This is a genomic window from Nostoc sp., assembly GCF_036917315.1.
In the GTDB taxonomy this organism is placed as follows: Bacteria; Cyanobacteriota; Cyanobacteriia; order Cyanobacteriales; family Nostocaceae; genus Nostoc.
Genome location: NZ_JBALDR010000013.1, coordinates 222966 through 248951, shown reverse-complemented (window position 1 = coordinate 248951; position 25986 = coordinate 222966). Strand labels below are relative to the sequence as shown.

The 25986-nt window shown below is 41.1% G+C and carries 21 protein-coding genes and 1 pseudogene; 12 read left to right on the top strand and 10 right to left on the bottom strand.

Annotated features, from left to right (window positions below; translation table 11 throughout):
- Positions 1-96 precede the first annotated feature (96 nt).
- A complete protein-coding gene (locus V7K84_RS07405; protein ID WP_334837156.1) occupies positions 97-960 on the top strand; it encodes a class I SAM-dependent methyltransferase in 864 nt (287 codons plus the stop codon).
- Positions 961-1267: 307 nt separating this feature from the next.
- Here the strand turns inward: V7K84_RS07405 and V7K84_RS07400 are convergent, their stop codons facing one another.
- Positions 1268-3271 carry a protein phosphatase 2C domain-containing protein gene (locus V7K84_RS07400; protein ID WP_334837155.1) on the bottom strand — a complete coding sequence of 668 codons (2004 nt, stop codon included), beginning with the start codon at positions 3269-3271 and terminating at the stop codon, positions 1268-1270.
- Positions 3272-3799: 528 nt separating this feature from the next.
- On the opposite strand from V7K84_RS07400, the gene V7K84_RS07395 reads away from it, so the two are divergent.
- The 3 genes from V7K84_RS07395 to V7K84_RS07385 all read left to right on the top strand — a co-directional run bounded on the left by V7K84_RS07395 (position 3800) and on the right by V7K84_RS07385 (position 9953).
- The gene (locus V7K84_RS07395; protein WP_322638898.1) at positions 3800-4234 is read left to right on the top strand and encodes an NfeD family protein; all 435 of its coding nucleotides are present in this window, start codon (positions 3800-3802) and stop codon (positions 4232-4234) included.
- 121 nt (positions 4235-4355) lie between these two features.
- On the top strand, positions 4356-5363 hold the full coding sequence (locus tag V7K84_RS07390) for an SPFH domain-containing protein (protein WP_334837154.1): 1008 nt from the start codon (positions 4356-4358) through the stop codon (positions 5361-5363).
- 114 nt (positions 5364-5477) lie between these two features.
- Positions 5478-9953 (top strand): pentapeptide repeat-containing protein, encoded by a 4476-nt coding sequence (locus tag V7K84_RS07385; RefSeq protein ID WP_334837153.1) that lies wholly within the window; start codon positions 5478-5480, stop codon positions 9951-9953.
- A 36-nt stretch (positions 9954-9989) separates the two neighbouring features.
- On the opposite strand, the gene V7K84_RS07380 is transcribed toward V7K84_RS07385, so the two are convergent.
- Positions 9990-10202, bottom strand: coding sequence for a hypothetical protein (locus V7K84_RS07380; protein ID WP_334837152.1), 213 nt, complete (start codon positions 10200-10202; stop codon positions 9990-9992).
- A 173-nt stretch (positions 10203-10375) separates the two neighbouring features.
- On the opposite strand from V7K84_RS07380, the pseudogene V7K84_RS07375 reads away from it, so the two are divergent.
- Positions 10376-10945, top strand: a pseudogene (locus V7K84_RS07375) (Uma2 family endonuclease).
- A 97-nt stretch (positions 10946-11042) separates the two neighbouring features.
- Here the strand turns inward: V7K84_RS07375 and V7K84_RS07370 are convergent.
- Complete coding sequence (locus V7K84_RS07370) at positions 11043-11447, bottom strand: Fur family transcriptional regulator (RefSeq protein ID WP_334837151.1); 405 nt, start codon at positions 11445-11447, stop codon at positions 11043-11045.
- A 145-nt stretch (positions 11448-11592) separates the two neighbouring features.
- Between V7K84_RS07370 and purS the strand changes: the two genes are divergently transcribed.
- The 4 genes from purS to V7K84_RS07350 all read left to right on the top strand — a co-directional run bounded on the left by purS (position 11593) and on the right by V7K84_RS07350 (position 14421).
- Positions 11593-11871, top strand: a complete 279-nt coding sequence (purS, locus tag V7K84_RS07365) for a phosphoribosylformylglycinamidine synthase subunit PurS (protein WP_099102896.1) — start codon at positions 11593-11595, stop codon at positions 11869-11871.
- 125 nt (positions 11872-11996) lie between these two features.
- A complete protein-coding gene (gene purQ, locus V7K84_RS07360; RefSeq protein WP_334837150.1) occupies positions 11997-12668 on the top strand; it encodes a phosphoribosylformylglycinamidine synthase subunit PurQ in 672 nt (223 codons plus the stop codon).
- Between the two features lie 548 nt (positions 12669-13216).
- The gene (locus V7K84_RS07355) at positions 13217-13741 is read left to right on the top strand and encodes a DUF937 domain-containing protein (RefSeq protein ID WP_334837149.1); all 525 of its coding nucleotides are present in this window, start codon (positions 13217-13219) and stop codon (positions 13739-13741) included.
- A 125-nt stretch (positions 13742-13866) separates the two neighbouring features.
- A complete protein-coding gene (locus tag V7K84_RS07350; RefSeq protein ID WP_334837148.1) occupies positions 13867-14421 on the top strand; it encodes a pyridoxamine 5'-phosphate oxidase family protein in 555 nt (184 codons plus the stop codon).
- A 41-nt stretch (positions 14422-14462) separates the two neighbouring features.
- Here the strand turns inward: V7K84_RS07350 and cls are convergent, their stop codons facing one another.
- The 4 genes from cls to V7K84_RS07330 all read right to left on the bottom strand — a co-directional run bounded on the left by cls (position 14463) and on the right by V7K84_RS07330 (position 18251).
- The gene (gene cls / locus V7K84_RS07345) at positions 14463-15905 is read right to left on the bottom strand and encodes a cardiolipin synthase (protein ID WP_334837147.1); all 1443 of its coding nucleotides are present in this window, start codon (positions 15903-15905) and stop codon (positions 14463-14465) included.
- A gap of 1 nt (position 15906) precedes the next feature.
- Positions 15907-16752 carry an endonuclease/exonuclease/phosphatase family protein gene (locus V7K84_RS07340; RefSeq protein ID WP_334837146.1) on the bottom strand — a complete coding sequence of 282 codons (846 nt, stop codon included), beginning with the start codon at positions 16750-16752 and terminating at the stop codon, positions 15907-15909.
- A gap of 553 nt (positions 16753-17305) precedes the next feature.
- Entirely contained in the window at positions 17306-17962 is a 657-nt protein-coding gene (locus V7K84_RS07335; RefSeq protein ID WP_334837145.1) for a glutathione S-transferase family protein, read from the bottom strand.
- A 4-nt stretch (positions 17963-17966) separates the two neighbouring features.
- The gene (locus V7K84_RS07330) at positions 17967-18251 is read right to left on the bottom strand and encodes a hypothetical protein (protein ID WP_334837144.1); all 285 of its coding nucleotides are present in this window, start codon (positions 18249-18251) and stop codon (positions 17967-17969) included.
- A 177-nt stretch (positions 18252-18428) separates the two neighbouring features.
- Here V7K84_RS07330 and V7K84_RS07325 point away from each other — a divergent pair, with 177 nt between their 5' ends.
- Entirely contained in the window at positions 18429-19322 is an 894-nt protein-coding gene (locus V7K84_RS07325) for a LysR family transcriptional regulator (RefSeq protein ID WP_334837143.1), read from the top strand.
- A gap of 87 nt (positions 19323-19409) precedes the next feature.
- Here the strand turns inward: V7K84_RS07325 and V7K84_RS07320 are convergent, their stop codons facing one another.
- The gene (locus V7K84_RS07320) at positions 19410-20051 is read right to left on the bottom strand and encodes a transaldolase family protein (protein ID WP_194044069.1); all 642 of its coding nucleotides are present in this window, start codon (positions 20049-20051) and stop codon (positions 19410-19412) included.
- 113 nt (positions 20052-20164) lie between these two features.
- The gene (gene rbsK, locus V7K84_RS07315) at positions 20165-21106 is read right to left on the bottom strand and encodes a ribokinase (protein WP_334837142.1); all 942 of its coding nucleotides are present in this window, start codon (positions 21104-21106) and stop codon (positions 20165-20167) included.
- Positions 21107-21482: 376 nt separating this feature from the next.
- Between rbsK and V7K84_RS07310 the strand changes: the two genes are divergently transcribed.
- Positions 21483-22763 carry a patatin-like phospholipase family protein gene (locus V7K84_RS07310; RefSeq protein WP_334837141.1) on the top strand — a complete coding sequence of 427 codons (1281 nt, stop codon included), beginning with the start codon at positions 21483-21485 and terminating at the stop codon, positions 22761-22763.
- Between the two features lie 166 nt (positions 22764-22929).
- Here the strand turns inward: V7K84_RS07310 and V7K84_RS07305 are convergent, their stop codons facing one another.
- On the bottom strand, positions 22930-24117 hold the full coding sequence (locus V7K84_RS07305) for a cysteine desulfurase family protein (protein ID WP_334837140.1): 1188 nt from the start codon (positions 24115-24117) through the stop codon (positions 22930-22932).
- Positions 24118-24334: 217 nt separating this feature from the next.
- Here V7K84_RS07305 and V7K84_RS07300 point away from each other — a divergent pair, with 217 nt between their 5' ends.
- Entirely contained in the window at positions 24335-25966 is a 1632-nt protein-coding gene (locus tag V7K84_RS07300; protein WP_334837139.1) for a DUF655 domain-containing protein, read from the top strand.
- Positions 25967-25986 lie beyond the last annotated feature (20 nt).

Sequence of the window (25986 nt, the reverse complement as noted above, 5' to 3'; positions counted from 1 at the left end):
AACCTAAAGCTGGGGACTTTTCTATATCCTATATACCCAAAGGGTTTGCTGTCGCTATTAAACCTTATGCTGAAAAGGAAAATAAAAACAACAGCTATGAAATTTTTACAAAATCTCATTTTCCGCCAAGGCTTACTGAAAGCCCTGGCTCTAGCTTTCCTCGTATTGGCATCCGTAATGCCCCCAACTGTTCTAGCCAACGAGAGCGAAAAAGCGACATTCAACGGCACAACCACACTCCAAACTATACTCACCAGCAGTCATCGTTCAGAGCAGAATCGCCTTCGAGACAAGTACCGCCACCCAGCCCAGACTCTCGAATTCTTCGGTCTGCGCCCAAATATGACGGTGGTTGAATTGTGGCCAGGAAGCGGCTGGTATACTGAGATATTAGCCCCCTTTTTAGCGCCCAAAGGACAACTGATAGTTACTAACTTTGCTCCAAGCACAAGTAAACCTGCTTTGGCATTGCAAGAGAAACTGGTAGCGAATCCAGAGATTTTTGGTAAAGTCACAGTAGCCCAAATCAATCCCCCAAATGAACTTACTCTAGCCCCAGAAAACTCTGTGGACATAGTTGTTACCTTCCGCAATATTCACAACTGGGTGAAAGCTGGCTATGCAGAGCAGGTTTACGCGGCGGCTTACAAAGCATTGAAGCCAGGGGGCATTTTAGGAGTGGAAGAACACCGCGCCCTTGGGGGGACTTTTTTACAAGAGAGTATCAAAACAGGCTATATGTCTGAAGATGGGGTAATTGCTGCTGTGGAGAAGGCTGGCTTTAAATTAGTAGGCAAATCAGAGATTAATGCCAACGCAAAAGATACTAAAGACTATCCGGGCGGAGTTTGGACACTACCACCAACCTTGAGCCAAGGTGAAAAGGATAGGGAACGCTTCCTTACTATTGGGGAAAGCGATCGCATGACCCTTAAGTTTATCAAACCCAAAGCTTTGTAAGAGGGAGATAATTGAATGGGAAGACAACTTGCCTTCTGATAATTGCACAAATGGCAGCTTTTTAGCGATCGCTACTTTCTTCTCCGTCACTCTGAATGTACAAGTAGTTCTTGTCAAAATTGCAACATTTCTCCCAAACATTGCAATATTCCTCATCAAAATTGCAACATTTCTCCCAAATATTGCAATATTCCTCATCAACATTGCAATGTTTCTCCCAAATATTGCAATATTCCTCATCAACATTGCAATCTTTCTCCCAAATACTGCAATATTTCTCATCAACATTAGAATATTTCGGTATAACCTATTTCCCAATCGGACACACTGACTGCACTTTTTGGGGAAGTTGCCGACACATCTGCTGGAATCCTTGAGGATTAATTTGCCACCAAGCAAATAATCCCAGACTTGTACCCCCCACAAGTAACGCCAACACTCCCCCCAGCATTACCAAACGTTTATCCCACTTCGGTTTTGTAATTAAAGTTGGTGGAATTTCTGGGTTAAGAGGTGGTTCCTCTGAAAGATCCAAATCTAAATCCAAATTTAGATCCAAATCTAGCAAAGCTTGCGAACTTTCTGTAAAAGAAGTTGGTTCTTCTAGTTCCTCTAGTTCTTTTAGTTCCTCCAATTCCTCTTCCTGTATTTCTGCTTCTATAATCTCTTCTGGCAACGCCGGAGTCACAGGTACTAAGTATTCTGGAGAGACACGGCAATAAGTGAGAACAACCGAAGTATTATCATGCCCATTTTTTTCGTTTGCCAAGTTAATCCAATTGCGGACAGCATCTTCAACTGTCATTTGCCCTGTTAACACGGGTATTGCATAATCCTGCCAAGAATGTTCCACCCAGTTACGATCGCTTAAACCATCAGAACACAGCAGCAAAATGCCATCTTCTTCCACAATAAATCGCTGAACCTTGAGACGCAAAGATTCTGAATCTCTTGTCCCCAATGCTTGAGTTAAGGCACTCGCATCTGGTCTAAAAAGTGCCTTTCGATACAAGCTTTTAGCCAAGCGTACTTCTCGCGTTGCCACATCATCATCTACTGTTAATTGCTGACAATAATTGCGAGTAATCCAATAGGCCCGGCTATCGCCAACATTAGCCAAATAAAGCTCATGGGTATTATTTGATTGCCACCCAGTACTTGTCTGGACTCGTTGTGGAACTTGCAACGCCATGACAATAGTTGTAGCCATGCGTTCTTTGCCCTGGCGTTTTTGTTCGTTATTGCGGGCACAAATTACATTATTTACCACCCGTAAGCTTGCTTCTAATTGTTCCTGCAACAACTCAGGTGAAAAAAGTGCAGTTTGTTCTGTCACCTCAGTTAGTAAAGCGCGAATTTGCAACTTTACAGACTGCACTGCCAACTGACTGGCAACCTCACCGCCTTCATGCCCGCCAATGCCATCGCAAACAATCGACAAATGGCGCAATAAAGGTTCATCTAAATCACTCAAACTATTGGGATAGCAAGCATCTTCATTTTGCGCCATCATTGGGCCAATATCTGTAGAGCCTGCCACGTTCAAGACTAATGGCAATTCTGCCGCAGCTGCTAGTAGTAAATTATTGAGTTGAATATTAATTTCCTCTAACTCAATCTCAGTTTCACACATCTCCTGCACAATGTTCTGTAACCCCTTAGCTACTGATGCCTTTGCAGAAGCTACCCAAAACTGCCAACACTCCCCCAGATTTTGTAAACTCAGCTTTTCATCAGCTGGTGTTTGGTAGAGTTCCAACAGTTGCACACACCAACCTTCGACTCTCAAGTTGTCTATTACTAATAAACTGCGGCTAAGTCCCAATTCTGCTAGAGGTGTCCAAAGTTGGAGAATTTGCCACAACCAATAAACTTGTCGTACTGCCGTGGCTTCCTCCCAAGCCTCAACAATAGTTGGATAGATATTTCCTGTCTTATCTATTGGCGCATTTTCCAATAAGAGGATATCAGTTGTATCTTGCTCAAGATTACTAGCAAACCCATAAGCCTGGGGCAGATGCAACCGCTCTTGATATAACTGTAAATAAGGAAGTACTTCCGTTGGCAATTCTTCAGGTACATCTGGCGGCAGCCCCGGTTGAGTATCTAGCCAAATCTGTTGTTTAATTACCTCATACCTATCTGCTACCTTTGTGCCTGCTGGGATGTAAGCAGACAATGAGCCAGTCGCCCAAAGATAGCGGTGAACTAAAGGAGTTTGGCAACTAGCACAAACGTTATCTCCCATCGGATTAATGGGGCTATTACAGCGTGGATTTATACAAAAAATTATCAGTTGAGTAGAAATCATAAATATAGGAGTCAGAATTCAGAATTCAGGAGTCAGAATTCAGGAGTCAGAATTTAGAATACTCTACCCAAAAAAGGATAGAGTTTGGGAATGGTAATATCTAATACTTATTTTTGCCTACAAGAGACAAGGTTTTAAACCAATATTTACTTACTAAACCCCAATAACCCCACTACGCTTCGTCTCCCCTCCCGAAGAGCGGGGAGGAGCTGGGGGTGGGGTGCAATGATTGTGGAAATCATAACTAATTACCCGGACTTGATATCACTGGTTCCCTGCAACCCTTTTCATTCCTGAATTCTGAGTTCTGAATTCTTCTTTATACATAAACTTCGATTAACTTTAGCTGGCAATGAATTGAAGGCTAGAATAAACTGGACTTCTGTACCGCTAGCTACACCTTGTTACTGAAATTAATCAAAGTTGTTGGTATAAATACCCAGTTTTGTTTTCTGTAAATAACTTATGTCTGGCTGTATCTAATTGTAGAAATGCATTTACGTCAATCGTAGAGACTAGGATGGCGCTATGCCAAGTTTTACCTTAATCTGGCTTCTGGCAGGAGCAGTTTTGTGTTTAACAGAACTGTTTTTACCATCGGCGTTTGTCGCCTTCATGATGGGAATTAGCGCTTTTGTGGTGGCGCTGCTGTCTGGAGTGGGTATGGGAAGTGTATGGTTGCAAATTGTGGTTTGGCTCTTGCTTTCCACAGTATTAATCGTGCTTTCTCGTCGGTTTTTGCAACCAAGACAACGCAAATCAAAAATTCGGGATGCAGTCATAGCTGAAACCCTAACAGAAATTCTGCCTGGAAAAACAGGGCGGGTGCGGTATGAGGGAAATTCTTGGCAAGCAAGATGTGACGATGACAAATTTACCATACCACCGCATCAAAGAGTTTATGTGGTTAGAAGGGAAGGTACTACTTTGATTGTTGTACCGGAAAATTTGTTGAATTCTTAGTTGATGGGCATTGGGCATGGAGAAGAGGCAGAGGGGCAGAGGGGCAGAGGAGATAAATTCACTGCAACTTCTCCCCTGCTCCCCTGCTCCCTCTTTCATATTTAAAATTAGGAGATTCACAATGGAACAGTTTTTTTTACTAGTATTTTTAGCTCTTGGTGGTTCTGCTGTGGCAGGTTCGGTGAAAGTCATCAATCAGGGCAATCAAGCTTTGGTTGAAAGATTGGGTAGCTATAACAAAAAACTGGAACCAGGACTAAACTTTGTCGTTCCTTTCCTAGATAAAGTTGTCTACCGAGAAACTATCAAAGAAAAAGTCTTAGATATTCCTCCTCAACAGTGCATCACCCGTGACAACGTTGGCATTGAAGTAGATGCAGTGTTTTACTGGCGCATTGTGGATATGGAAAAAGCCTGGTATAGGGTAGAAAATCTCCAGTCGGCAATGGTAAATATGGTGCTGACTCAAATTCGCGCCGAAATGGGACAACTAGAGTTGGATCAAACCTTTACTGCTCGTTCCCACATCAGTGAACTTCTATTACAAGATTTGGATGTTGCTACCGATCCTTGGGGTGTAAAAGTGACACGGGTAGAACTGCGAGATATTATTCCGTCTCAAGCAGTGCGTGAATCAATGGAATTGCAAATGTCGGCAGAACGACGCAAACGGGCAGCAATTTTAACTTCTGAGGGTGAACGCGAAGCTGCTGTTAATAGCGCCAGAGGTAAAGCTGAGGCGCAAATATTGGATGCGGAAGCTCGTCAAAAATCGACAATTCTGCAAGCAGAAGCTGAACAAAAGTCGCTTGTTCTAAAAGCTCAAGCAGAACGTCAGCAACAAGTTTTAAAAGCCCAAGCGATCGCAGAATCAACAGAAATTATTGCCCAAAAGCTCCATACTAACCCCAATGCCAATAAAGCAGTGGAAGTTCTGTTTGCCTTGGGCTATTTGGATATGGGTGCGACAATTGGTAAAAGCGATAGCAGCAAGGTATTATTTATAGATCCGCGCACTATTCCTGCTGCTTTCGAGGGTATGCGTTCAGTTATCTCAAATGGTCAGATTGATTCTAACGAGTTGTTTTCCAAGCAAATCCCAGGATTAGAAAATAACCGCCCTAGTTAGAAGTAAAAATAGAGAGTGGGGACAAAGAGACAAGGAAGAAACTTGTCTCTTTGTTTTTTCCAATGCCCAATACTTCGACTTCGCTCAGTACAAGTGCCCAATGCCCAATGACTAATGATAATTAACCCAGAACAGGTCATCAACGCTATTATTGCGATCGCAAATCCTTTAATTAAGGAAAAAATTCAGCGCAATGAGACTGTAATTAAATTACTTCAACAGTTTCACCTCGATCCAGAGCATCCACCAGCAGATTTTGGTGGCGTTTATGCATACACACTGGTAGAGTATGGTGTTGGAAAACCTAAGCCTTTTTTAGAACTTTTTCGCCAAGAAGCAATCAAACAGGCTTTCCGCAAAGCATTTGACCATAATAACCCCTCAATTTTGCTTTCTGAGGTTGATGCTTGGCTTGATGCCTATGCTTTGGGTGATGACATTAGAAGTTTGGGAATTGACATAAGACGGGAAATTGCCGCGTTTTATATTGTGTTTGCCGAAGTTGCTAAACGCACGCGTAACCCAGCAGATACACTTATGAGTCAACAAATTGGCTCTTTGCAAAAACGCATTGTAAATATCCAAGAAGTACTTGACAGATTGCCGACGCTGGAAGGTATTCGGACAGAAATAGCGAGGTTGGCACAGAATTCCCCCGCACTGCTTGAGGCCGGAACATCTAGCGAAAATCAATGTCGAGCCATAGCTTTAGCTCAACAAATGCGCGGCTGGTTTGAAACTTTGGGCTACCGCTTTGAAAAGTATGAAGTTTGGGGTGATTCATATTTTGAGTGGATTATCAATGTACCAACCCGGCGTAACCGATATGACCGCATCTTAATTAGGGGAATTGAAGGCGAAGTTGGACTCAAGGATGTTGCTGTTTTACGTTCTTCTGTGGAGCAGCAAAGAACTGATGAAGGTTGGTTAGTAACAACCAGACGCATTGCCCGCGCGGCGCGGAATGAGGTAGAAAAGGAGGAAAATCGCCATTTAGGTTGTTATACTTTTGACGAACTCATTGACCAAGATGCTGATTTTAGCGATTATCTCGATTGGTTAGAAGCAGAAATTATCCGGCGGCAAATAGATACAAAATACGTTCCCTTAGCTTGTACAAAAGAGGAAATTGACCCCGATACTAAACAGCGTATCGGCATCAGTCACTATAGCGATCGCGATGGTTGGATTGATGGTTATATTGATATGTGGCTGGACGATCCCGCCAAAGAGCATATTTCTATACTAGGAGAATTTGGTACGGGGAAAACTTGGTTTTCCTTTCATTATGCTTGGGTGGCATTACAACGTTACCGAGATGCCCAAAAACGCGGTGTTGAGCGTCCTCGCTTGCCTTTGGTAATTACGCTACGAGATTTTGCCAAAGCAATAAATGTCGAGAACGTTTTGGCAGGGTTCTTTTTTACACAACATAATATCCGTTTAACGAGCGAAGTATTTGAGCAGTTAAACGGTATGGGGAAATTGCTGCTAATTTTCGATGGTTTTGACGAAATGGCAGCAAAAGTTGACCGTCAGCAGATGATTAATAACTTTTGGGAACTGGCAAAAGTGGTGGTTCCCGGTGCTAAGGTTATCCTGACTTGTCGCACCGAACATTTTCCTGAAGCTAAAGAAGGACGTGCTTTACTCAATGCCGAGTTGCAAGCTTCTACCAAGCAACTGACAGGGGAAACACCGCAATTTGAAGTGCTGGAACTGGAGAAATTTAACGACGAGCAAATTCGACTGGTGTTGTCGCATCAAACGGAAGTTGCAACGGTTGAACAAGTAATGGGTAATCCGCAATTATTGGATTTAGCCCGTCGTCCGGTGATGACAGAGTTAATTTTGGAAGCTTTGCCAGATATTGAGGCGGGTAAACCTGTAGATATGTCGCGGGTTTACTTGTATGCAGTGCGGCGGAAAATGGAACGGGATATTAAGAGCGATCGCACTTTTACTTCTTTGGCAGAAAAGCTATACTTTTTGTGCGAACTTTCTTGGGAAATGCTGTCTACAGACGAAATGAGCCTCAATTATCGGCTTTTCCCTGACAGAATTCGGCGGTTATTTGGTTCAGTAGTGCAAGAAGAGAAGGATTTAGACCACTGGCATTACGACATGATGGGGCAAACAATGCTCATCCGCAATGCTGATGGTGATTATACTCCAGCACATCGGTCGCTATTAGAGTTTTTTGTAGCGTATAAATTTGCAGCAGAATTGGGAGCGTTGGCTAGTGATTTTACAGATTTAGCACGGGTTCAATTCCATATAAATCATGATGCCGCACCTGTTGATTATAATTGGTCTGCTTATTTCAGTCGTCAGGTAGATGCAACCGGGGAGATTTTGCCAGCTGCTGCACTGAAGGGATTTATAAGTGAATCGTTAGAAAAATTGAGGGTGACTTTTGGTAAAGCACCTTTGACGAAAGCCGTGATGGATTTGTTGATGGGGATGGTTGATATTGGCGCTAAGGAGTCAGTTATCAAGATTATTGAGGGGACACGGGGAAAAAGTGAGGATGAAGTCGGTTATGTCGGGGGGAATGCTGCAACAGTCTTGGTAAAAGTAAATAAATTTGCTTTGAATGGAAGAGATTTAAGCGGTGCTGTGCTTAAAGGTGCTGATTTTACTGACGCTAGCTTGCGTGATGTTAATTTTGCACAAGCAAATTTGGTTAACAGCATTTTTACTAAACTATTTGGTGCAATTTTCTCAGTTGCGTATAGTTTTGATAGTCAATTTGTAGTTACTGGTGATGGTGAAGGCATTGTTCGTGTATGGAAAGTTGCTACTGGCGAAGAGATTTTGACTTTTAGTGGACATACTAACGCAATACTTTCGGTTGACTTTAGTCACGATAGTAATAAAGTTGCTAGCAGTAGTCACGATAGGACTATTAGGCTATGGGATACCCGCACTGGTAGATGCTTAACAATTTTACAAGGACACAATAATTCTGTAAATTCAGTTGCTTTCTGTCCTAAAGGTAAGATTCTTGCTAGTGGCAGTTCTGATAATACAGTGAGATTATGGGATATTCAAACTGGTAAATGCTTGCAGATTTTGCAGGGCCATACTAATTCAGTATACTCAATTGCATTCAGTCCAGATGGTGAGATGTTAGCTAGTAGTGGTTCTGATTACACAATAAAATTATGGAATATTCAAACTAGTCAATGTTTAAAAACATTAGAAGGACATATAAATTCTGTAAAATCAGTTATTTTTAGTCCAGACGGTAAGATGCTCGCAAGTGGTGGTTATGATGAGACTGTAAGATTATGGAACGTAAACACAGGCCAATGTAAGTTAACCTTGCAAGGGGATAATATCTCATCATTAGTACATAATATCTCATCATTGGTAGTTGCTTTTAGCCCCGATAGTAAGACAATTGCTAGTAGCGGCGACCAAAATATCAGATTTTGGGATATAGAAACAGGTGAATGTCTCAAAACATTAAAGGGACACTTCAATTCAGTACGTTCAATTGCTTTTAGTCCAGATGGAGATACTCTTGTTAGCGGTAGCTATGACAAGACAGTAAGATTTTGGAGTGTTGCTACAGGTGAATGCCAAAAAGTTTTACAAGGACACAGCATTTGGGTAAACTCTGTCGTTTTTAGTTTAAATGGTGAAATGATTGTTAGTGCAGATGATGAGACAACAGTCAAATTATGGAATGTTGGCACTGGTAAATCTGTAAAAATTCTACAAGGTCACACCAATTGGGTGCAATCAGTTGCTCTTGATAGAGATGGTGAAATACTTGCTAGCGGTAGTGCTGATACAACAGTCAGATTATGGAATTTCCGCACAGGAGAATGCTTAAACATTTTGCGGGGACACAGTGATTGGGTACAATCAATCGTTTTCTCCCCAAATGGTCAGATACTTGCAAGTGTTAGTGGTGACGGAAGTGTAAGATTATGGGATGTAAAACTGGGAGAATGCTGGAAAATTTTTGAAGACAATCACTCAATACGCTCAGTTGCTTTCAGTCCCGATGCTGAAACATTAGCTATTAGTAATTATGGCGGAGAGATAAAGCTATGGAATATCTATACAAGCGAATGTCTTAAAACATTAGAAATCGGAAGGGGCCCTTGGACACGCTCAATTGCTTTCAGTGCGGATGGTAAACTTTTAGCCAGTGGTACTCTTAATGAAAGCGTTGGGTTATGGTGTACTTTAACGGGTAAATGCTGGAAAACTTTACAAGGTCACACCAAATCAGTATCCGCAGTTGCTTTTAGTCCAGATGGTAAAACTTTAGCGAGTGGTGCAGACGACCAAACTGTAATACTTTGGGATATAAACAGTAGTAAATGTCTGAAAATTTTACAAGGTCATTCTCTTTGGATTCGTTCAGTTGCTTTTAGTCTGGATAGTAAAATGCTTGCTAGTTGTAGTTGTGATGGCACAATAATGCTTTGGGAGACTAGCACAGGTAATTGCATAAGAACCCTTAGGTCAAAAAGACCTTACGAAGATATGAATATTACAGGCGTTACAGGTTTAACCGAATCTAAAAAAGCAACTCTCAAAGCATTAGGTGCTATGGAAGATGGAGCTTAATAATTTCAACCTGAAGACTTGTAAAAGAAAGTTGATTTACCGCAGTAACAAAACCTCAACTCCTAAAACCTCAGCACTTGTTGCTAAAGCTTCATCAGCCGTTACCAATTGGATATTATTTTGAAATGTGATTGTCAAATGTAGAGCATCAAGTGTACGCAATGATGTATCAAATCGACTAATCCACTCACGCGCTAAATTATAATGAACTATTTCTACCGCAATTTGAGTATAAAATCCACTATCCAAATCTGCTTGGAACCTTTCTACAACGGCTATTGCATTCTGCTGAGATATTTCTCTCTGACTCGACGCGATACCTAGCAGTAAGTTCGCGCGATGTCTACGACGGGCTATGCCTACGCACTACTTGTCTAATTATTTTCATGATGAAATAATCAAGTTTTGATAAGTTGTAAATTATGACATTATCTATTCAGCCAACCACAGTACTAAGTGTGGAAGAGTTCTTAAAACTACCAGAGACAAAACCAGCAAGCGAGTATTTTAACGGGCAAATATACCAAAAGCCTATGCTCCAATGAGAACACAGTACTTTAAAAATTGAATTAGCTTCTGCCATAAATCAAGTTGCAAAACTACAAAAATTAGCTTATGCCTTTCCTGAATTACGCTGTACATTTAAAGGTCGTTCAATAGTACCAAATATTGCAGTTTTTGAATGGCAAAGAATTCCATTGCTTCCTAATGGAAAAATTACAAATAAATTTGAGATTCCCCCAGATTGGATAATTGAAATTCTCTCACCAGAACAATCGCCTAACCGAGTTATCAGCAAAATTACATTTTCTATTCAAAATGGAGCAAAGCTAGGTTGGTTGCTCGATTCTGCTGATGAGTCAATCATGATTTTTGAACCCAATAAATTACCAGAATTAAAAGAACAGCAAGATATCCTACCCGTTTTGAGTGTTTTGGAAAATTGGCAATTAACAGTTGCAGATGTATTTAGTTGGTTGAGTTTTATTTGAATAAAGCAGCTTCTGTCCAATACCAAGGAGCAATAACGCTTGTATCTAAATAAATCAACAACGTTCCTCTGTACGTGCATTTATGACATTGGTTTGATTATTGACCAATCTCAGTAGCTTGATTTACTTGGCATTGACTGCACAACCCAAAAAACTCTAGGGTGTGGTAAAAAACTTTAAATTTATGGCTTGATTCTAACTGGTTTTCTAAGTCATGAACTGGGCATTGATTAATCGGAATTGAGACACCACATTGCAAGCAAGTAAGGTGGTGTTTATCTTGCTGTGCTAGGCTATAGAGGGCTTCACCGTTAGCCAAATTCCGCACTTGTACTATGCCTTCTAGTTTTAAGGCTTCTAGAGAACGGTAAACTGTTGCTAAACCCATACTCTGATTTGTATTACGTAGTTCTACGTAAATATCTTGGGCGGAAATGCCTTTTTTGATATCTTTCAGTAGGTTGAAAATACGCTCTTGACTGCGGGTGCGTATAGCTCTCATAGACAATTATTTAAGTATGCCACTGTAGTTTGAAGCTGTTAGGTGAGCTAATCGATCGATTAACTTTAACCACTTCGTAATCTTATTTTCACTCAGTTGGAACAGAAAGTTATAGTATAGCGATCGCAGCATTCAGCAAAAGCCCGTGCAAACCAAGTATCTAGCCAAAATTTTCGTGACCCTTCGTCCTTCAGTTTTAGACCCCGCCGGTGTGGCAGTACAATCCGGTCTTAAGCAACTGGGATACGATAACGTTGACCAGGTGCGGATTGGCAAGTACATTGAACTCACCATTACCTCAACTGAAGAGAAAAAAGCGCGTAAAGACCTTGATACCATTTGTGACCAAATGCTATCAAATCCCGTAATTGAAAATTACCGCTTTGAATTAATTGAGGTCGAAACTCAAACTGGGGTATTTTAAGGATTGGGCATGGGGCATGGGGCATCAATAGTACTTCTTCCCCTGCCTCCCCTGCCTCCCCTGCCTCCCCTGCCCCCCTGCCCCCCTGCTCCCCTACCTCCCCGCTCCCCCTCCCCTAACTAATCATGAAATTCGGTGTTGTTGTTTTTCCCGGTTCTAATTGCGATCGCGATGTTGCTTATGTAACCAGAGATTTACTGGGGCAGCCAACGTGCATGGTTTGGCATCAAGAAACAGATATTGCTGATTTAGATGTCGTGATTATTCCTGGTGGCTTTAGTTACGGGGATTATCTGCGCTGTGGTGCGATCGCACGTTTTTCACCCGTGATGCAGCAGGTTGTAGAACACGCTCAAAAGGGTAAGTTTGTCCTCGGTATTTGCAACGGCTTTCAGGTATTAACGGAAGCTGGACTTTTACCAGGAGTGTTAACCAGAAATCGGGATTTGCATTTTATTTGCGATCGCGTCCCCTTGAAAGTTGAACGTACTAATCTATGGACGCACGCTTATACAACTGGTGAAGTTATCACTTTGCCCATTGCCCACGGAGAGGGGCGATTCTACGCTGATGCAGCCACTCTTGCAGAAATTGAAGATAACGGGCAAGTCATATTTCGCTATGAAGGGGAGAATCCCAACGGTTCACTGAACAACATTGCCGGGATTAGCGATCGCCGGGGCAATGTGTTGGGAATGATGCCGCACCCAGAAAGGGCATCAGACGCAATGTTAGGGGGTAGTGATGGCTTGAGGTTGTTTCAAGGCTTACTAGAGAAAGTAGCGGCATTAGCGTAGAGCAAATAAGTTGTGCATTTTGCGATCGCTGTCTGCAAGATAGACGAACATTCTTCTACAGACAGCGATTTATTTTTTTTAGTGGGAACTTTGAAGTATTTTTTACAACGAAATCACGACATATTAAGGGTTTAAGGCTAGCGATTCCTGCGGAGGGCTTACACCTAATACCGTTTCTTTGTGAAACTGCGCCAAATCTCTTAATTTCTTACTTCTTCTTGGCGTACTTGGCGCTCTTGGCGGTTCGTTCTTTATTTCTTACACCATAAGCGCATCTTCATACAGAATTGGTATAAGCATCTTAGATTGTGATAAAAACATCTAAATAAAATTACTTACCAATCTAAGTTAAATCGAGGCACAGAATTTGCGTTGGCTTTGCCCACCACAAGTATCGCTCGATCGATTTCTCATACTTGAGCTAGTTGTTAAAATTTAGAGGTAGCGTGTTTTAATCTTTTATTAGACTTACAAAAAAAAGTCCGCGTACACAAAAAACTTCAAGCCAGTTTTGGCAAGTTTTTGAGAACAAAGAGAGAAACAAACTTATGGGACTTTTCGATCAAATTCTTGGTGCTGTCACTAATCCCAATCAACAGGGCAGCTTAGGTCAAATAGGAAGCATTGTTAACACTGTACAGCAGTTCAGCGATCGCACAGGCGCAGACCCTTCTGCCATCCAATCAGTTTTGTCAATTGTGGGTGGTCAAGTGCGTTCTGCTTTACAAGACAAACAAGCCACAGATGGTAATGAAGCCACACAAAATTTAGTCAGTCAATATGCTGGTACTTCTGCCAACCCCCAAGCCGTCAATTCGTTGTTTTCTCCTCAGATACAACAGCAAGTAGCTGAAGTTGCTGCCCAACGCACTGGGTTGGATGCTGGTATCGTTCAACAATTGCTGCCTTTGGCAGTACCTTTGGTGCTAAAGTTTTTGCAATCAGGAGCCAATGCTCAAAATCCCCAAGCTGGCGGAAATCCTGTCTTAAATTCCTTCTTGGATGCTGATGGTGATGGTGATGTCGATATTGCTGATGCCATCCAAATGGCTAGTCGGTATATGAAACAGTAACAGTTTTCTCCCAACTCCCCACTCCTTTCCGATAAACCAGACATCGGTAATTATACCTTGCTAGATTTTTAGCTAAGACATAGGCTGAGAACACGATCAATTTGTAAATATAAATCAGACAGTCTATGTCTAAATTATTTGACTGTATTACTGAAGAACTGCAAGACTTTATTGCTGCCCAACACCTTTTTTTTGTTGGCTCTGCACCTTTGAGTCCTACGGGTCATGTTAACCTGTCTCCTAAAGGTCAAGACTGCTTTCGTATCTTGTCTCCCAACCGAGTCGGTTATATAGACCTTACAGGTAGTGGTAACGAAACATCCGCCCATTTGCAAGAAAATGGGCGGATAACCTTCATGTTTTGTGCCTTTCAAGAACCCGCGTGTATCTTGCGTCTTTACGGTCAAGGAACCACGATTTTACCGAGTTCTCCAGAGTGGGACTCGCTCTATTCTCTATTTTTGCCGATACCTGGAACTCGTCAAATTATCGTCGCTGATATTGAAAAAATCCAGACTTCTTGTGGTTTTGGCGTACCACTCTATGAATATCAAGGTCAGCGTCAGACTCTAGTAAACTGGGCTACTAAAAAAGGCGAAGAGGGAGTTCGAGAATATCAACAGAAGAAAAATCTTGTCAGCATTGACGGTTTAGCGACACCACTGAGTAAATTACCCTAACTTGGTCTGATTGATTATTCTATTCATCCATATATTAGCAATTAAAGTAAAGGAGTCAGCAATCGAGAGACTCTCACAGCTAACTTGAACCAAAAAGGTTTTTTATCGTACTCATTAAGATCGACAGCAACACAGACAGCTAAATCATCTTCTAACATCTTTTTCACACTTTGGACAAACCCACACTCGGTAACAAAACCCATAACTTCAAAATTTAGAGAAAACGAGCGATTATCTAAGTTAACAGTTCCTACACCTGCTAGATCCTCATCAATGACTATAACTTTCTGGTGCATAAACCCATTTTTGTAACGATACAACTTGATACCGATTTTTTCCATTTCGGTGTAGTAAGAAAAGGAACATAAATAAACAAATAAATGATCGGGTCGATTTGGTAAGAGAATTCGCACATCGACACCTCGCATTGCTGCCAGTTTTAAGGCTGACAATGTTGCCTCATCCGGCACAAAGTATGGACTAGCAATCCAGAGGTGAGTTTGAGCTTGATTAATTAGTTCGACAAAAAAAAGCTTACAAGCTGGCAGATGATCTGCTGGGCCTGTAGGAAGTATGAATACAGTTTGATTAGTTTCCCGATTAATTTTTACCTGCCAGTTAACTTCGATAAGTTTTCGAGTTGCCCAATACCAATCTCGCACAAAGGAGTTTTGTAGGCTTTGTACACTTGGCCCTTCAAGCATGATATGGGTGTCGCGCCAAGGACTCAAGCGAGGATTTTTTCCTAAATATTCATCACCAATATTTAGTCCACCTACAAATGCGATTTCTCCATCCACTACCAAAATTTTTCGATGATTGCGAAAATTAAATTGGAACCGATTACCCTGACCTTTAGTGGTGTTAAATGCACTCACTGCAATTCCATGTTGTTGTAGAGATTGGATATAAGGGCGAGATAGTTTCTTGGAACCAATTTCATCGTAGAGAAAATAGATGCTTATTCCTTGCTTGGCTTTAGCAATTAACGCTTCTCTAAACTCATTAGCTGATTGGTCATCGTTAACAGTATAAAATTGAAACAAAATATAATTTGTCGCCGATGCAATCTTTTTCAGCATCGCTTCATAAGTTTGCTGACCATTAATCAGTAATTCGGCAGCATTACCTGATGTGAAAGAAATGTCTGTAAAAGCCTCCGCTAAGGGTTGCAACTGGGCTAGATTATCTGGCGGCGCAACCTGAAATTTAATCAGTTCGCTATAAGTCGAATGAAAAATCTTATAGTGTTGTGCATAGACTGAGCGCAGTGTTTCAGCATATCCATGAAATTTAGTTCTTCCTAAAATCCAATACAATGGAATCGCTAGCCAGGGAAAGGTAATTAGAGAAATGCTCCAGGCAATTGCCCCTTGGGAAGAACGCACATTCATCACTGCATGGGCTGCATGTATAACTCCCACGCAATGAACAACAACTGTAGCTGTGCTAAAAATAGCTAGAACACCAGCATCTACAAGCATCTTAATTTTTTTGAGTATTGGTATAAGTAAATTCTGCCAGCAATGGCTTATGATCGGATGAACAAATTTGGTCTAGCACCTTAGCACTGGCTTTCTTCAAACTTATATCTCGATAAAAGATGTGATCTAAAGGGGGTGATAACAGGAAGCGTTTAATTTTCTCCTTCTCATCAGGTGCGAAAATTACAGGCGTTAATCCTAATTGAGTTGTTATTTGATTGAGGATAACTGCTCTTTTTCGACTCCAAGTATTGAAATCTCCTGAAAATATTAGTGGCCCCCGATGTATATATAACGCTTGTTCCAATTCATTTAGTTGGATTTTAAATTTGTTTATATCTACAAAATTGATCAGATGAGTATTGATTGTCATGAGAGTTATGCTTTGCTCAGATAGCAGATACTCAGTGATTAAAGAAATTTTAGGAGTTTTAACAATCGGTTCATAATGTTTAGTAGTTATAACTTTTTTCGTAATTGGGTTGATTGTCGAGGCTGTAAAAATTCCTGAATAAGTTTGATGATGAATATCTACGAAATTAGGAGCAAAACTCCAATTCATTTTCAACCATTTTGCCCATTCTTCTGCCTCTAACTTTAAAGAAAACTCTTGTAAAAATATGAGGTTTGGTTGATAAGTTGCAATTATTTGTGAAAAATCTTCTAGCCAAGCCTTATTATAGTTTTGTTTAGCAATATTCCAACTAAGAACTTTAATTGATTGACTATCAATTTCTGTTTGAATTGAATTATTTTTATCAATTGTGAGTTCTTGTAAACGAAAAAATCTATAACCCGGAACAAATTTCGTAACTAGAGTGTTTACGTGTTCTTGAATATTAGGCATTACTAATATTAAAATGAATTTATTCTAGCTTAACGCTATTAAACAGTCGTTAGAGAAGAATAGCAGGTTTGTAAAGCTATAATCTATGCTCCATAAGCACTAGAGCTTGAACAGTGTCGGCATGGATCGGGCGATTTTCCTGGATAGACCTTACAGTTTACCAGAGTGGCTTAAGAGAGCGATCGCAATCCTAAATGATTTGTAAAAAAATTCACGTCCTAGCTAACGTCATCTCCCCAAAGCATCAAAGGGACTATAGGAAGGTCATAACTCTTTCAAATTATCAATATCTAATAGGACTTACGCAAAACTATGATAAAACGAACCGCGTTCGCGCAGCGTCTGGTTAGAGAAGGACGCAAAGGACACGAAGGAATAAGAGTTTGAGAGAGTTTTTGCGTAAGTCCTGTCTAAAAAAGAATCTAGAGACATAGCAATGCTATGTCTCGGCATAAGGGTTCTAGATAACACATATTTAATTTCTGGAAATGTCTAGTAGCAATATCTCTTTGATTTGTATCTAAAATTGAAGTTTTTATTATTTCCTATTTCCCTAAAACTCATATTGGGGAATAACTTCTGTCTCATTCTTTGCTGCATTTATCCACTCTTGCATTGCTGGAAGTGCCAGAACTGACTCCACATAGTCTTTAGAAATACTATCTAACTGCACATCATAGGCGATAAAGCGTAGGACAACTGGAGCAAAAAATGCATCGGCAATCGTGAAATTGCCAAACAAAAAATTGCCACCAGTTCCAAACTTTTGACGTGATTCTTGCCAAATACTAGTAATACGGTCAATGTCTTGTTGTACGCCGGGTTCTAAACCTTTACCAGGATATTTAGTACGGCAGTTCATTGGCATATTCTGACGCAAGTTTTGAAATCCTGAGTGCATTTCTGCACTGATAGAACGGGCTAATGCTCTTGCGGCCTTATTCTCTGGCCACCATTGCAGGGTTGGAAAAGTTTCAGCTAGATATTCACAAATAGCGAGAGAATCCCACACTGTTTGCGTATCGTGCAATAACACAGGTACTTTTCCTGATGATGAATATTGCCGAATTTTTGATGAACAATCTGGGTCGTTATAGAGAGGAATCCGAATTTCATTGAATTCCAAACGAAATTGCTTCATCGCTAACCAAGGACGAAGTGACCAAGATGAATAATTTTTGTTGCCGATTACTAAAGTAAGTTGTGTCATGTTTTTAATACCGATAAAGTTGTTCAATCCACATAGACACATCAGTTTCAGAACCGGAAGAGAAAGATTTTCCGGTTGCCGGATCGTAAGCTTGCCAATAGATATTACCGTGGCGGTCAACCTTTTGCCAAACTTGTAATTCATTAGGATCTACTAGGAGTTTTTTGACAAAACTTTCCCAAATTCTATGCAGAGATTTCCAGAAGTTTGAGCGGATTTTTTTCTGGAATGTCGGACTACAATTTATTTCTATATCTTCTTTTGGTAGACACTTAATGTTATTGTTCATAAAATTATTCCTGAAATTTGCTCAGTAAATAAAACAGTAACAACATCTCAGTTAGGAATCAAATCATAGCTTGCATAGGTTCTATAAATAGGATTTATAGATATTAAAAATCACTAATACAACCTTTTTGCCACAATAAAGTCAGGATGTGTATACCCTTGTTCTCATCAATTGCCTATGAAACTCTCCCAACTCCGAGCCATAGTTGCAGTAGCAGATCGTGGTAACTTTAGTGAAGCAGCCTTAGAATTGCAGCTTTCTCAGCCTGCAATTAGTCATGCGATCGCTACCCTAGAAGAAGAATTGGGTGTGCCCTTATTTGCGAGAGGTCGTCACGGTGCTGTGCTGACACCTGCTGGAGAGCGCATTTTGTATCATGCGCGTCAAGCAATGCAGCATCTAAAAATGATGCAACACGAAGCAAACCTGCATAAAGGTTTACACGGTGGTCATGTGCGAATTGCGGCTTTTCGGAGCGTCGCTACTCATCTATTACCAAAAGCGATCGCCCAATTTCACAATCAATTCCCAGAAATTGCTGTCACAATCATAGAGTGTGGTGCTTTCACGGATGTAGAGCAGTGTTTGCATGATGGACGTGCCGATATTGGTATTACCTGTCTGCCAACTGGCGAAGAATTTGAAACCTGGGAAATTTTTCGGGATGAGTATGTAGCTTTACTACCACCAGATACCAAGATTAGCAGTCCGCAAATTACTTGGGAAGACATCGCAGCCTATCCGCCGGTTTTGCTTCCTTGTACGTCTTGTGGACGCATTCTTCACAACCACCTGAAGACTTTGGCAATTCCAATTCATACTGCTAGCGACATTCAAGAAGATTCCACAGTCGTTAGTATGGTGAATCAAGGATTAAGAGCAGCTATTATGCCTCGTTTAGCAGCTGTACCCATTCCCCCAAAGGTGCAAGTATACAGTTTACCTGCACCGCTAGAAAGAGTCATTGCAACGGCAACTTTATCTAATGCCCTGCAAGTACCTGCGGTATTCACATTTTTGGAGATGTTGAGTAAATTTGATTTTTATAGTTTAGCTAAATTCACTTGTTGAACGCATCCAAATTACGAACTTGTACTGAGCGTCTTGCCTTGAGCGTTCGCGTAGCGTCTCGTAGAGAAGTCGAAAGGAGCCGAAGTATTACGAATTACTTAAACCGATGCCTCCTTTAGCGAATTCTTCAACAGTTTTTTGGGAGAATTCATGAGTTGCGATCGCCTGCAACATTGCCAATGGTAAAGTTAAATGATTCGCTCCGGCTTGCAACGATGCGGCTGCTTCTTCAGGAGATTTGATACTAGCTGCCAAGATTTCTGTATCACTACCTTTGAGTACGCTAGCCATATCCCGCACTAAGGCAATACCGTCACCTAACAATCGGGTAGCTCGATTTACATAAGCTATGGCAATTTTAGCTCCTGCTTCCCGTGCTACTGCTGCTTGTGCTGCACTATAAATCGCTGTCACCGAACAGGTAATTTCTGGCGATAAACTCGCCACCACTTCAAACCCTAACGGTGTTGCGGGAATCTTCAAAATTGTTTGCGAACCAATAATCTCGAAAGCTTTTCTACCTTCAGCTAGCATCCCAGCTTTATCGGATGCCATAAGTTGATAGTATAACGGCCCATTTGTCAAGGCAACCAGTTTTTTGAGCGTGGTTTCTGGTGGAGTATCGCTTTGAGATAACAACGTGGGATTTGTGGTGATACCTTTTACCCATCCCCAAAGCTTAACAACTTCAGCTTCCGATGCGATCGCTGAATCTAGATATAGTGCCATACTTAATTCCTCACTTTTCCTATCTGCATTTCTCCTGCTACCCTACATCGTTCAGAAGCTCTGCCCCTATCAGATAAGCATTTTACCTGTTTATTCTATGCTTTTTTAAATACCTACCCTTGAAAACCACTATTCATTCCCCTTTCCTGAAGAAATGCATCAAATGTAAACCTATCCGGTAGCGAAGTTTGTGCGCCTGGTTTTGTCGCTGTCAAAGCACCTGCTGCTGCACCCCAAACAACTGCTTGATGTAAGGAAAGTCCTTCAAAAAGTGCCGCCGCTAAACCACCATTAAAAGCATCGCCGGCGGCTACTGTGTCAACTGCATGAACTGAAAACGCGGGTACAAAAAACTTTTCTTCAGCAGTTGCACAAAAAACACCCTTAGCACCCAGTTTGACGATCGCACATTTCACACCCCGTTGTAATAAAACCGCAGCTGCTTTGGCTGCTTGTTCTTCTCCATTCACAGAAAAACCCACCAACTGCGCTGCTTCAACTTCATTCGGTGTAATAATATCTACCAATGGATACAGTTCATCTGGTAAATTAGATTGTGCGGGTGCGGGGTCAAAAATTACTTTTATATTTGCACTTTTTGCGGCTTTAGCAGCAGCAATCACGGCAGTAATAGGAATTTCTAGTTGTAAAAGTAGTGCTGTAGCTTCTGGTAATAAGTGGGATAATCGCTCTACATCTTCTTGATTGACGCGCCCATTTGCACCAGGAATGACAACAATTTGATTTTCACCAGTCTGACTCACGGTGATAATTGCGACTCCAGAACTAACAGTTTTATCGACAAAAATGTTATCAGTCTGCACGCCAGATGCTTGCAAATTGTTAACAAGTTCCTTACCAAAATCGTCTGCACCTACACGCCCTACTATCTGAGTAGGAATGCCCAATTTTGCTAATGCTACGGCTTGATTGGCTCCTTTGCCTCCCGAAACTTTAAAAAAATCTTCTCCTAGTAACGTTTCTCCTGCAACTGGCAACCGGGGTGTTGTTGCTACCAAGTCTATATTGATGCTGCCGAAGACGATAATACTCATGATGCCGATCTTAAAGTTATTTTGATTGATATTACAGGATGCGATGTCTACGATGGTCACTGAGCTTGCTGAAGTGCGGGCTACGCATACGCTATGTAAGTAAATTAGGGTTACGTGAAACGCCCGAAACGACCAATTATCATAATTTACATCATGCTTAGTTTGTACAGTGCTTAAGTGGTAAACTCCTTTAACCCCTTCGGTGGTGTTGCTGATTAGATGTATGAATTTTTTTGTAGAAAGGTAAAATCATTGTGGTAAAAGCGTAAACACTACGGACACTTGCTTCTCTTTTCCGGCACGCCGTGAAATTTTTCACCAATAACTGGGAACCATATAACCATCGTTTTAATGGTTGTCTTGTTAGGAGTGGGTTATGACATTCAAAATTCTCAGTTTAGATGGTGGTGGAATTCGTGGTGTAGTTTCGCTACAAATGCTCAAAGAGGTTGAAAGTCGAATCCAAGCAACTTACGGCTTAGAATTACACCAATACTTTGACATGATTACTGGTACTTCTACTGGTTCAATTATTGCTGCGGGACTGGCGAAAGGCTTAAACACCACTCAACTGCTGAAACTATATGAAACAAAAGCCAAGCAAATCTTCCCGCAGCCAACGAATTTTCAAAAACCCTGGCGATTTGTCAGAAATATATTTTCACCCAAATATTCTCATGATGGATTAGAAAAAGCCCTGGAAGATAAATCTGCTTTGGGCGAAACTAAAATTGGCGAAATTACCAACACTATATTGTTGATTCTCGCCTATGATATGCGTTATCGCAACACAACTTTTTTCACCAATTTACATCCTGATTTGGGCGCTCGCTGGTACGATGGACTTCCACTCAAAGATATATGTATTAGTTCAGCATCAGCGCCAACTTTCTTCCCACCACGCGAGTTAAAAGCATCTGACGAAGACAAATTTGGTAAATGGTCATTTCCTCATATTGATGGCGGAGTTTGTGCTAATAATCCATCCTTGGCAGCAATGAGTCAAGCTTTAAAAGTGAGTCGTTCTCGTGAACTATCAACAGAGGATAAGAAAAAATATAATTTAGATAATCTCAAACTAGAGGATATTTCTGTACTCTCTATCGGTACGGGTAAAAGCGCCAACCCATTTGAATATGAAGAAATAAAAAAATGGCACACATTAAACTGGGTAGAACGGCTTGTGGATGTGTTCATGGAGCCAACAGGTGAAATAAATGCTACGATTTGTCAAAATATCCTTGGAGGTTTTGAGTTAGGGCATTATCTCCGATTGGATTTTGATTTGAATGAGAGATACAAACCCTTAGTAAATGAAGATTATAAAATGACTCGTACTCTCATAGAAAAAAAATATGAAAGGAAAAATCAGTATTTAGTTCAAGCTGTAAATACAAACCTCAAAGAATACAATGATGATTGCATAGTTAAGAATATCCGTGTAAATGAAGAGATGGATGATTCCACAGATAAAAATATTACCACTTTGATTGCTGCGGCTCAAGCCTTCATTGACTATGGTCTGATTTTTGAGTCCAGAGTATATGGTAAAGGGCCTCAAGTAAAAGAGGCAATTAGACAATTCATTGACAAGAATTGTGTTACTCATACAATTCCTAATCAGACCGAGGCGCAACCAGCTTCACATCGTTGCTAAACAACTCTAGCAATCCTGAATCATTCCTGAAAAACAAGATATCCGACCTCTTTTAGAAATCGGATATCTGCGGCTGACAATTCTCACAAATCAAATCGGATTGCGATAAAAACAGAATTTGTTATTAGGCGATCGCAGCAACAGTTGGCTCACTGTTATAAGACTCCTATTTGATTTTTGAAATATACTTAGTTTGCGCACTAAAAACTGGTGTTAGCCTTTGCAAAACTTGCTTCAACACCATTACCGTCCAATCCACATCAGCTTCAGTCGTATCCCGCCCCAATGTGATGCGAATTCCGCCCAAGGCAGCTTTTTCGGAATAACCCATCGCTAACAATATCGGACTAGGGCTAAGTTTACCACTGTGACAGGCAGCACCAGCACTGATGCCGATACCTGCAAGATTTAGCTGCCGTACCAAGGCTTTACCGCTCAATTTTTCCCCATCGGCGTTTTCTAAGCACATACTGATATGGTGAGGTAAACGATCGCAGCCATCCCCTGTAGGAATTAAACCAGGAATCTCAGCTAATTGGGCAAAGGCGCGATCGCGTAACTCAATTAATCGTGGTGTTTCTGTAGCCAATTCTTCGGCTGCTAATTCTGCTGCGACACCAAACCCCGCAATTATCGGTACTGCTTGCGTACCAGAACGCAGTCCCATTTCTTGTCCACCACCACCCAGTAAGGGCATCAATTCCACACCAGGACGCACATACAGCGCCCCTACACCTTGCGGCCCATATATTTTATGACTGGAAAGACTAAGTAAGTCTACAGGTAGTTGTTGCACATCTATGGGTAAGCGTCCCGCAACTTGCACCGCATCTGTATGGAACAAAGCACCATGCGATCGCACAATTTTACCTAGTTCTGCGATCGGTTGCACAGTCCCAACTTCACTTTGACCGTAAATTATGGAAACTAAGGCTGTGTTATGTCGCAACGCCGCCTTTAAATCCAAGGGATTGACTCTACCTTTAACATCTACAGACAAGCGCGTAACTTCCCAACCCCACATTTCTAGCAACCTTACTGTTTCCGAAATTGCGGAATGCTCGACGCTGGAAATAATTAGATGTTGAGGAACAGCATACAACCGAGCCACACCCATAATTGCTAGATTATCTGCCTCAGTGCCACCAGAGGTAAAAACGATCGATTCAGGGGTAGCGGCGTTAATTAAACCAGCAACTTGGACTCTGGCTTGTTCTACAACCGTTGCCGCCCGTTGTCCCCACTCATGTAAGCTGGAAGGATTGCCCCACTCTTGAGTGAGGATTGTTTGCATAACTGCGATCGCTTCTTTTCGAGTCGGAGTAGTGGCGCTGTAATCTAGATAAATTTGCATAAAACCGATAATAGTGAGAACACACGTTAGTGATAGACTGCGGATTTGTCAGCATATACAGTTTTAGTGGACAAATCCTGAAAAAAATATCTGTAATTTTACATCTAATAGTGGATTTTTCCCTTTACTTGGAAAGCTATTTCTCTACTTAATTCAGAACACAAAATTTTGGGAATGATAAATATATCCACTCCCAATCCACTTTTAACAGATTACAGTGCAACTTATCTCTAGACAAAGATATTTTTTATATATCTTTTTACTGATATTCTCCCTCGCTGGTTGTCAACGAGTCCAGTCCTACAATCAGCGTCCAGCACCCTTACCACAAGACCCGTTAATTCAAGCTTACTTTAACCATTCTGAGTCTTCAGAATACCAAGAAGCTTACCGTCAGCAAACTCGCCTGGGGGATGATTTAGAAAAACAGATTGTGGATGCGATTACACAAGCTAAATCTACAGTAGATGTAGCGGTGCAAGAATTACGTTTACCCAAAGTTGCTCAAGCACTGGTTGATAGACAAAAAGCTGGGGTAAAAGTCAGGATAATTTTAGAAAATCTCTATAGCCGACCTTGGAGTAGCTTAACATCTGCTGAAATAGGTAAGTTAGATAAAAGAGAACAAGAACGCTACAACGAATTTCGCCAATTTATTGATATTAACCACGACAATCAACTCAGTCCAACCGAAATCAATCAAAGAGATGCTTTGATAATTTTGCAGAATGCCAAAATTCCCTGGCTAGACGATCGAGCAGATGGTTCCGCGGGTAGCAGCTTGATGCATCATAAATTTGTGATTGTGGACAATCGCGTCGTAATTATCACTTCAGCTAATTTTACATTAAGTGATACTTCGGGTGATTTTACAAATCCTAGCAGTTTAGGCAATGCCAATAACTTATTGCAGATTGACAGCCCAGAATTAGCATCTTTATTTACAGAAGAATTTAACATTATGTGGGGTGACGGGCCGGGAGGTCAACCAAATAGTCGATTTGGTTTGCAAAAGCCGATACGTTTACCTAAACAAATAACTTTGGGTAATAGCAAAATTACTGTGCAATTTTCCCCTACTTCTCCAACTCAACCTTGGAATAATAGTAGTAATGGTTTAATTGGTAAAACTTTAGGTTCAGCAACCAAGTCTATTGATATGGCATTATTTGTCTTTTCCGAACAGCCTCTTGCCAATATTTTAGAAAAACGCCATCAACAAAGCGTGCAAATTCGCGCTTTAATTGAACCACAATTCGCCTACCGTCCTTACAGCGAAGCCTTAGATATGATGGGGGTTGCTCTGAGTAACAAATGTAAATATGAAATTGACAATCATCCTTGGTCAAATCCAATTACTACCGTAGGTGTACCTGTATTACCCAAAGGCGATTTATTGCATCACAAATTTGGTGTTATTGATAGTCAAACAGTAATTACAGGTTCTCATAATTGGTCAGATGCGGCCAATAATGGTAACGATGAGACTCTTCTAGTGATGGAAAATCCGATAGTTGCTGCCCATTATGTGCGAGAATTCGCTCGTCTTTATACCAAAGTTAAACCCGGTTTGCCACCAGCAATTCAAGAAAAAATCAAATTAGAACAAACACGGTGTCCTCAGATAAAAACTTCTTCATCAACTGAGTTACAAGCAATTCCAAAAGTCAATATCAACACTGCAAGTTTAGAAGAATTAGCAACTCTCCCTGGCGTGGGTAAGAAGTTAGCACAACGAATAATTATTAGTCGTCAACAGCAAAAATTTACATCTTTACAAGACTTAGAACGAGTGCCAGGAGTGAGCGCTAGAACTTTAGAAAAATGGAGCGAACGCGTGACTTGGTAGGTAGCACAGTTGTGCTACCC

Coding starts and splice junctions, on each gene's coding strand:
- V7K84_RS07405 (WP_334837156.1), top strand. CDS start 97: ATGAAATTTTTACAAAATCTCATTTTCCGCCAAGGCTTACTGAAAGCC.
- V7K84_RS07400 (WP_334837155.1), bottom strand. CDS start 3,271: ATGATTTCTACTCAACTGATAATTTTTTGTATAAATCCACGCTGTAAT.
- V7K84_RS07395 (WP_322638898.1), top strand. CDS start 3,800: ATGCCAAGTTTTACCTTAATCTGGCTTCTGGCAGGAGCAGTTTTGTGT.
- V7K84_RS07390 (WP_334837154.1), top strand. CDS start 4,356: ATGGAACAGTTTTTTTTACTAGTATTTTTAGCTCTTGGTGGTTCTGCT.
- V7K84_RS07385 (WP_334837153.1), top strand. CDS start 5,478: ATGATAATTAACCCAGAACAGGTCATCAACGCTATTATTGCGATCGCA.
- V7K84_RS07370 (WP_334837151.1), bottom strand. CDS start 11,447: ATGAGAGCTATACGCACCCGCAGTCAAGAGCGTATTTTCAACCTACTG.
- purQ (WP_334837150.1), top strand. CDS start 11,997: ATGAAATTCGGTGTTGTTGTTTTTCCCGGTTCTAATTGCGATCGCGAT.
- V7K84_RS07355 (WP_334837149.1), top strand. CDS start 13,217: ATGGGACTTTTCGATCAAATTCTTGGTGCTGTCACTAATCCCAATCAA.
- V7K84_RS07350 (WP_334837148.1), top strand. CDS start 13,867: ATGTCTAAATTATTTGACTGTATTACTGAAGAACTGCAAGACTTTATT.
- cls (WP_334837147.1), bottom strand. CDS start 15,905: ATGCTTGTAGATGCTGGTGTTCTAGCTATTTTTAGCACAGCTACAGTT.
- V7K84_RS07340 (WP_334837146.1), bottom strand. CDS start 16,752: ATGCCTAATATTCAAGAACACGTAAACACTCTAGTTACGAAATTTGTT.
- V7K84_RS07335 (WP_334837145.1), bottom strand. CDS start 17,962: ATGACACAACTTACTTTAGTAATCGGCAACAAAAATTATTCATCTTGG.
- V7K84_RS07330 (WP_334837144.1), bottom strand. CDS start 18,251: ATGAACAATAACATTAAGTGTCTACCAAAAGAAGATATAGAAATAAAT.
- V7K84_RS07325 (WP_334837143.1), top strand. CDS start 18,429: ATGAAACTCTCCCAACTCCGAGCCATAGTTGCAGTAGCAGATCGTGGT.
- V7K84_RS07320 (WP_194044069.1), bottom strand. CDS start 20,051: ATGGCACTATATCTAGATTCAGCGATCGCATCGGAAGCTGAAGTTGTT.
- rbsK (WP_334837142.1), bottom strand. CDS start 21,106: ATGAGTATTATCGTCTTCGGCAGCATCAATATAGACTTGGTAGCAACA.
- V7K84_RS07310 (WP_334837141.1), top strand. CDS start 21,483: ATGACATTCAAAATTCTCAGTTTAGATGGTGGTGGAATTCGTGGTGTA.
- V7K84_RS07305 (WP_334837140.1), bottom strand. CDS start 24,117: ATGCAAATTTATCTAGATTACAGCGCCACTACTCCGACTCGAAAAGAA.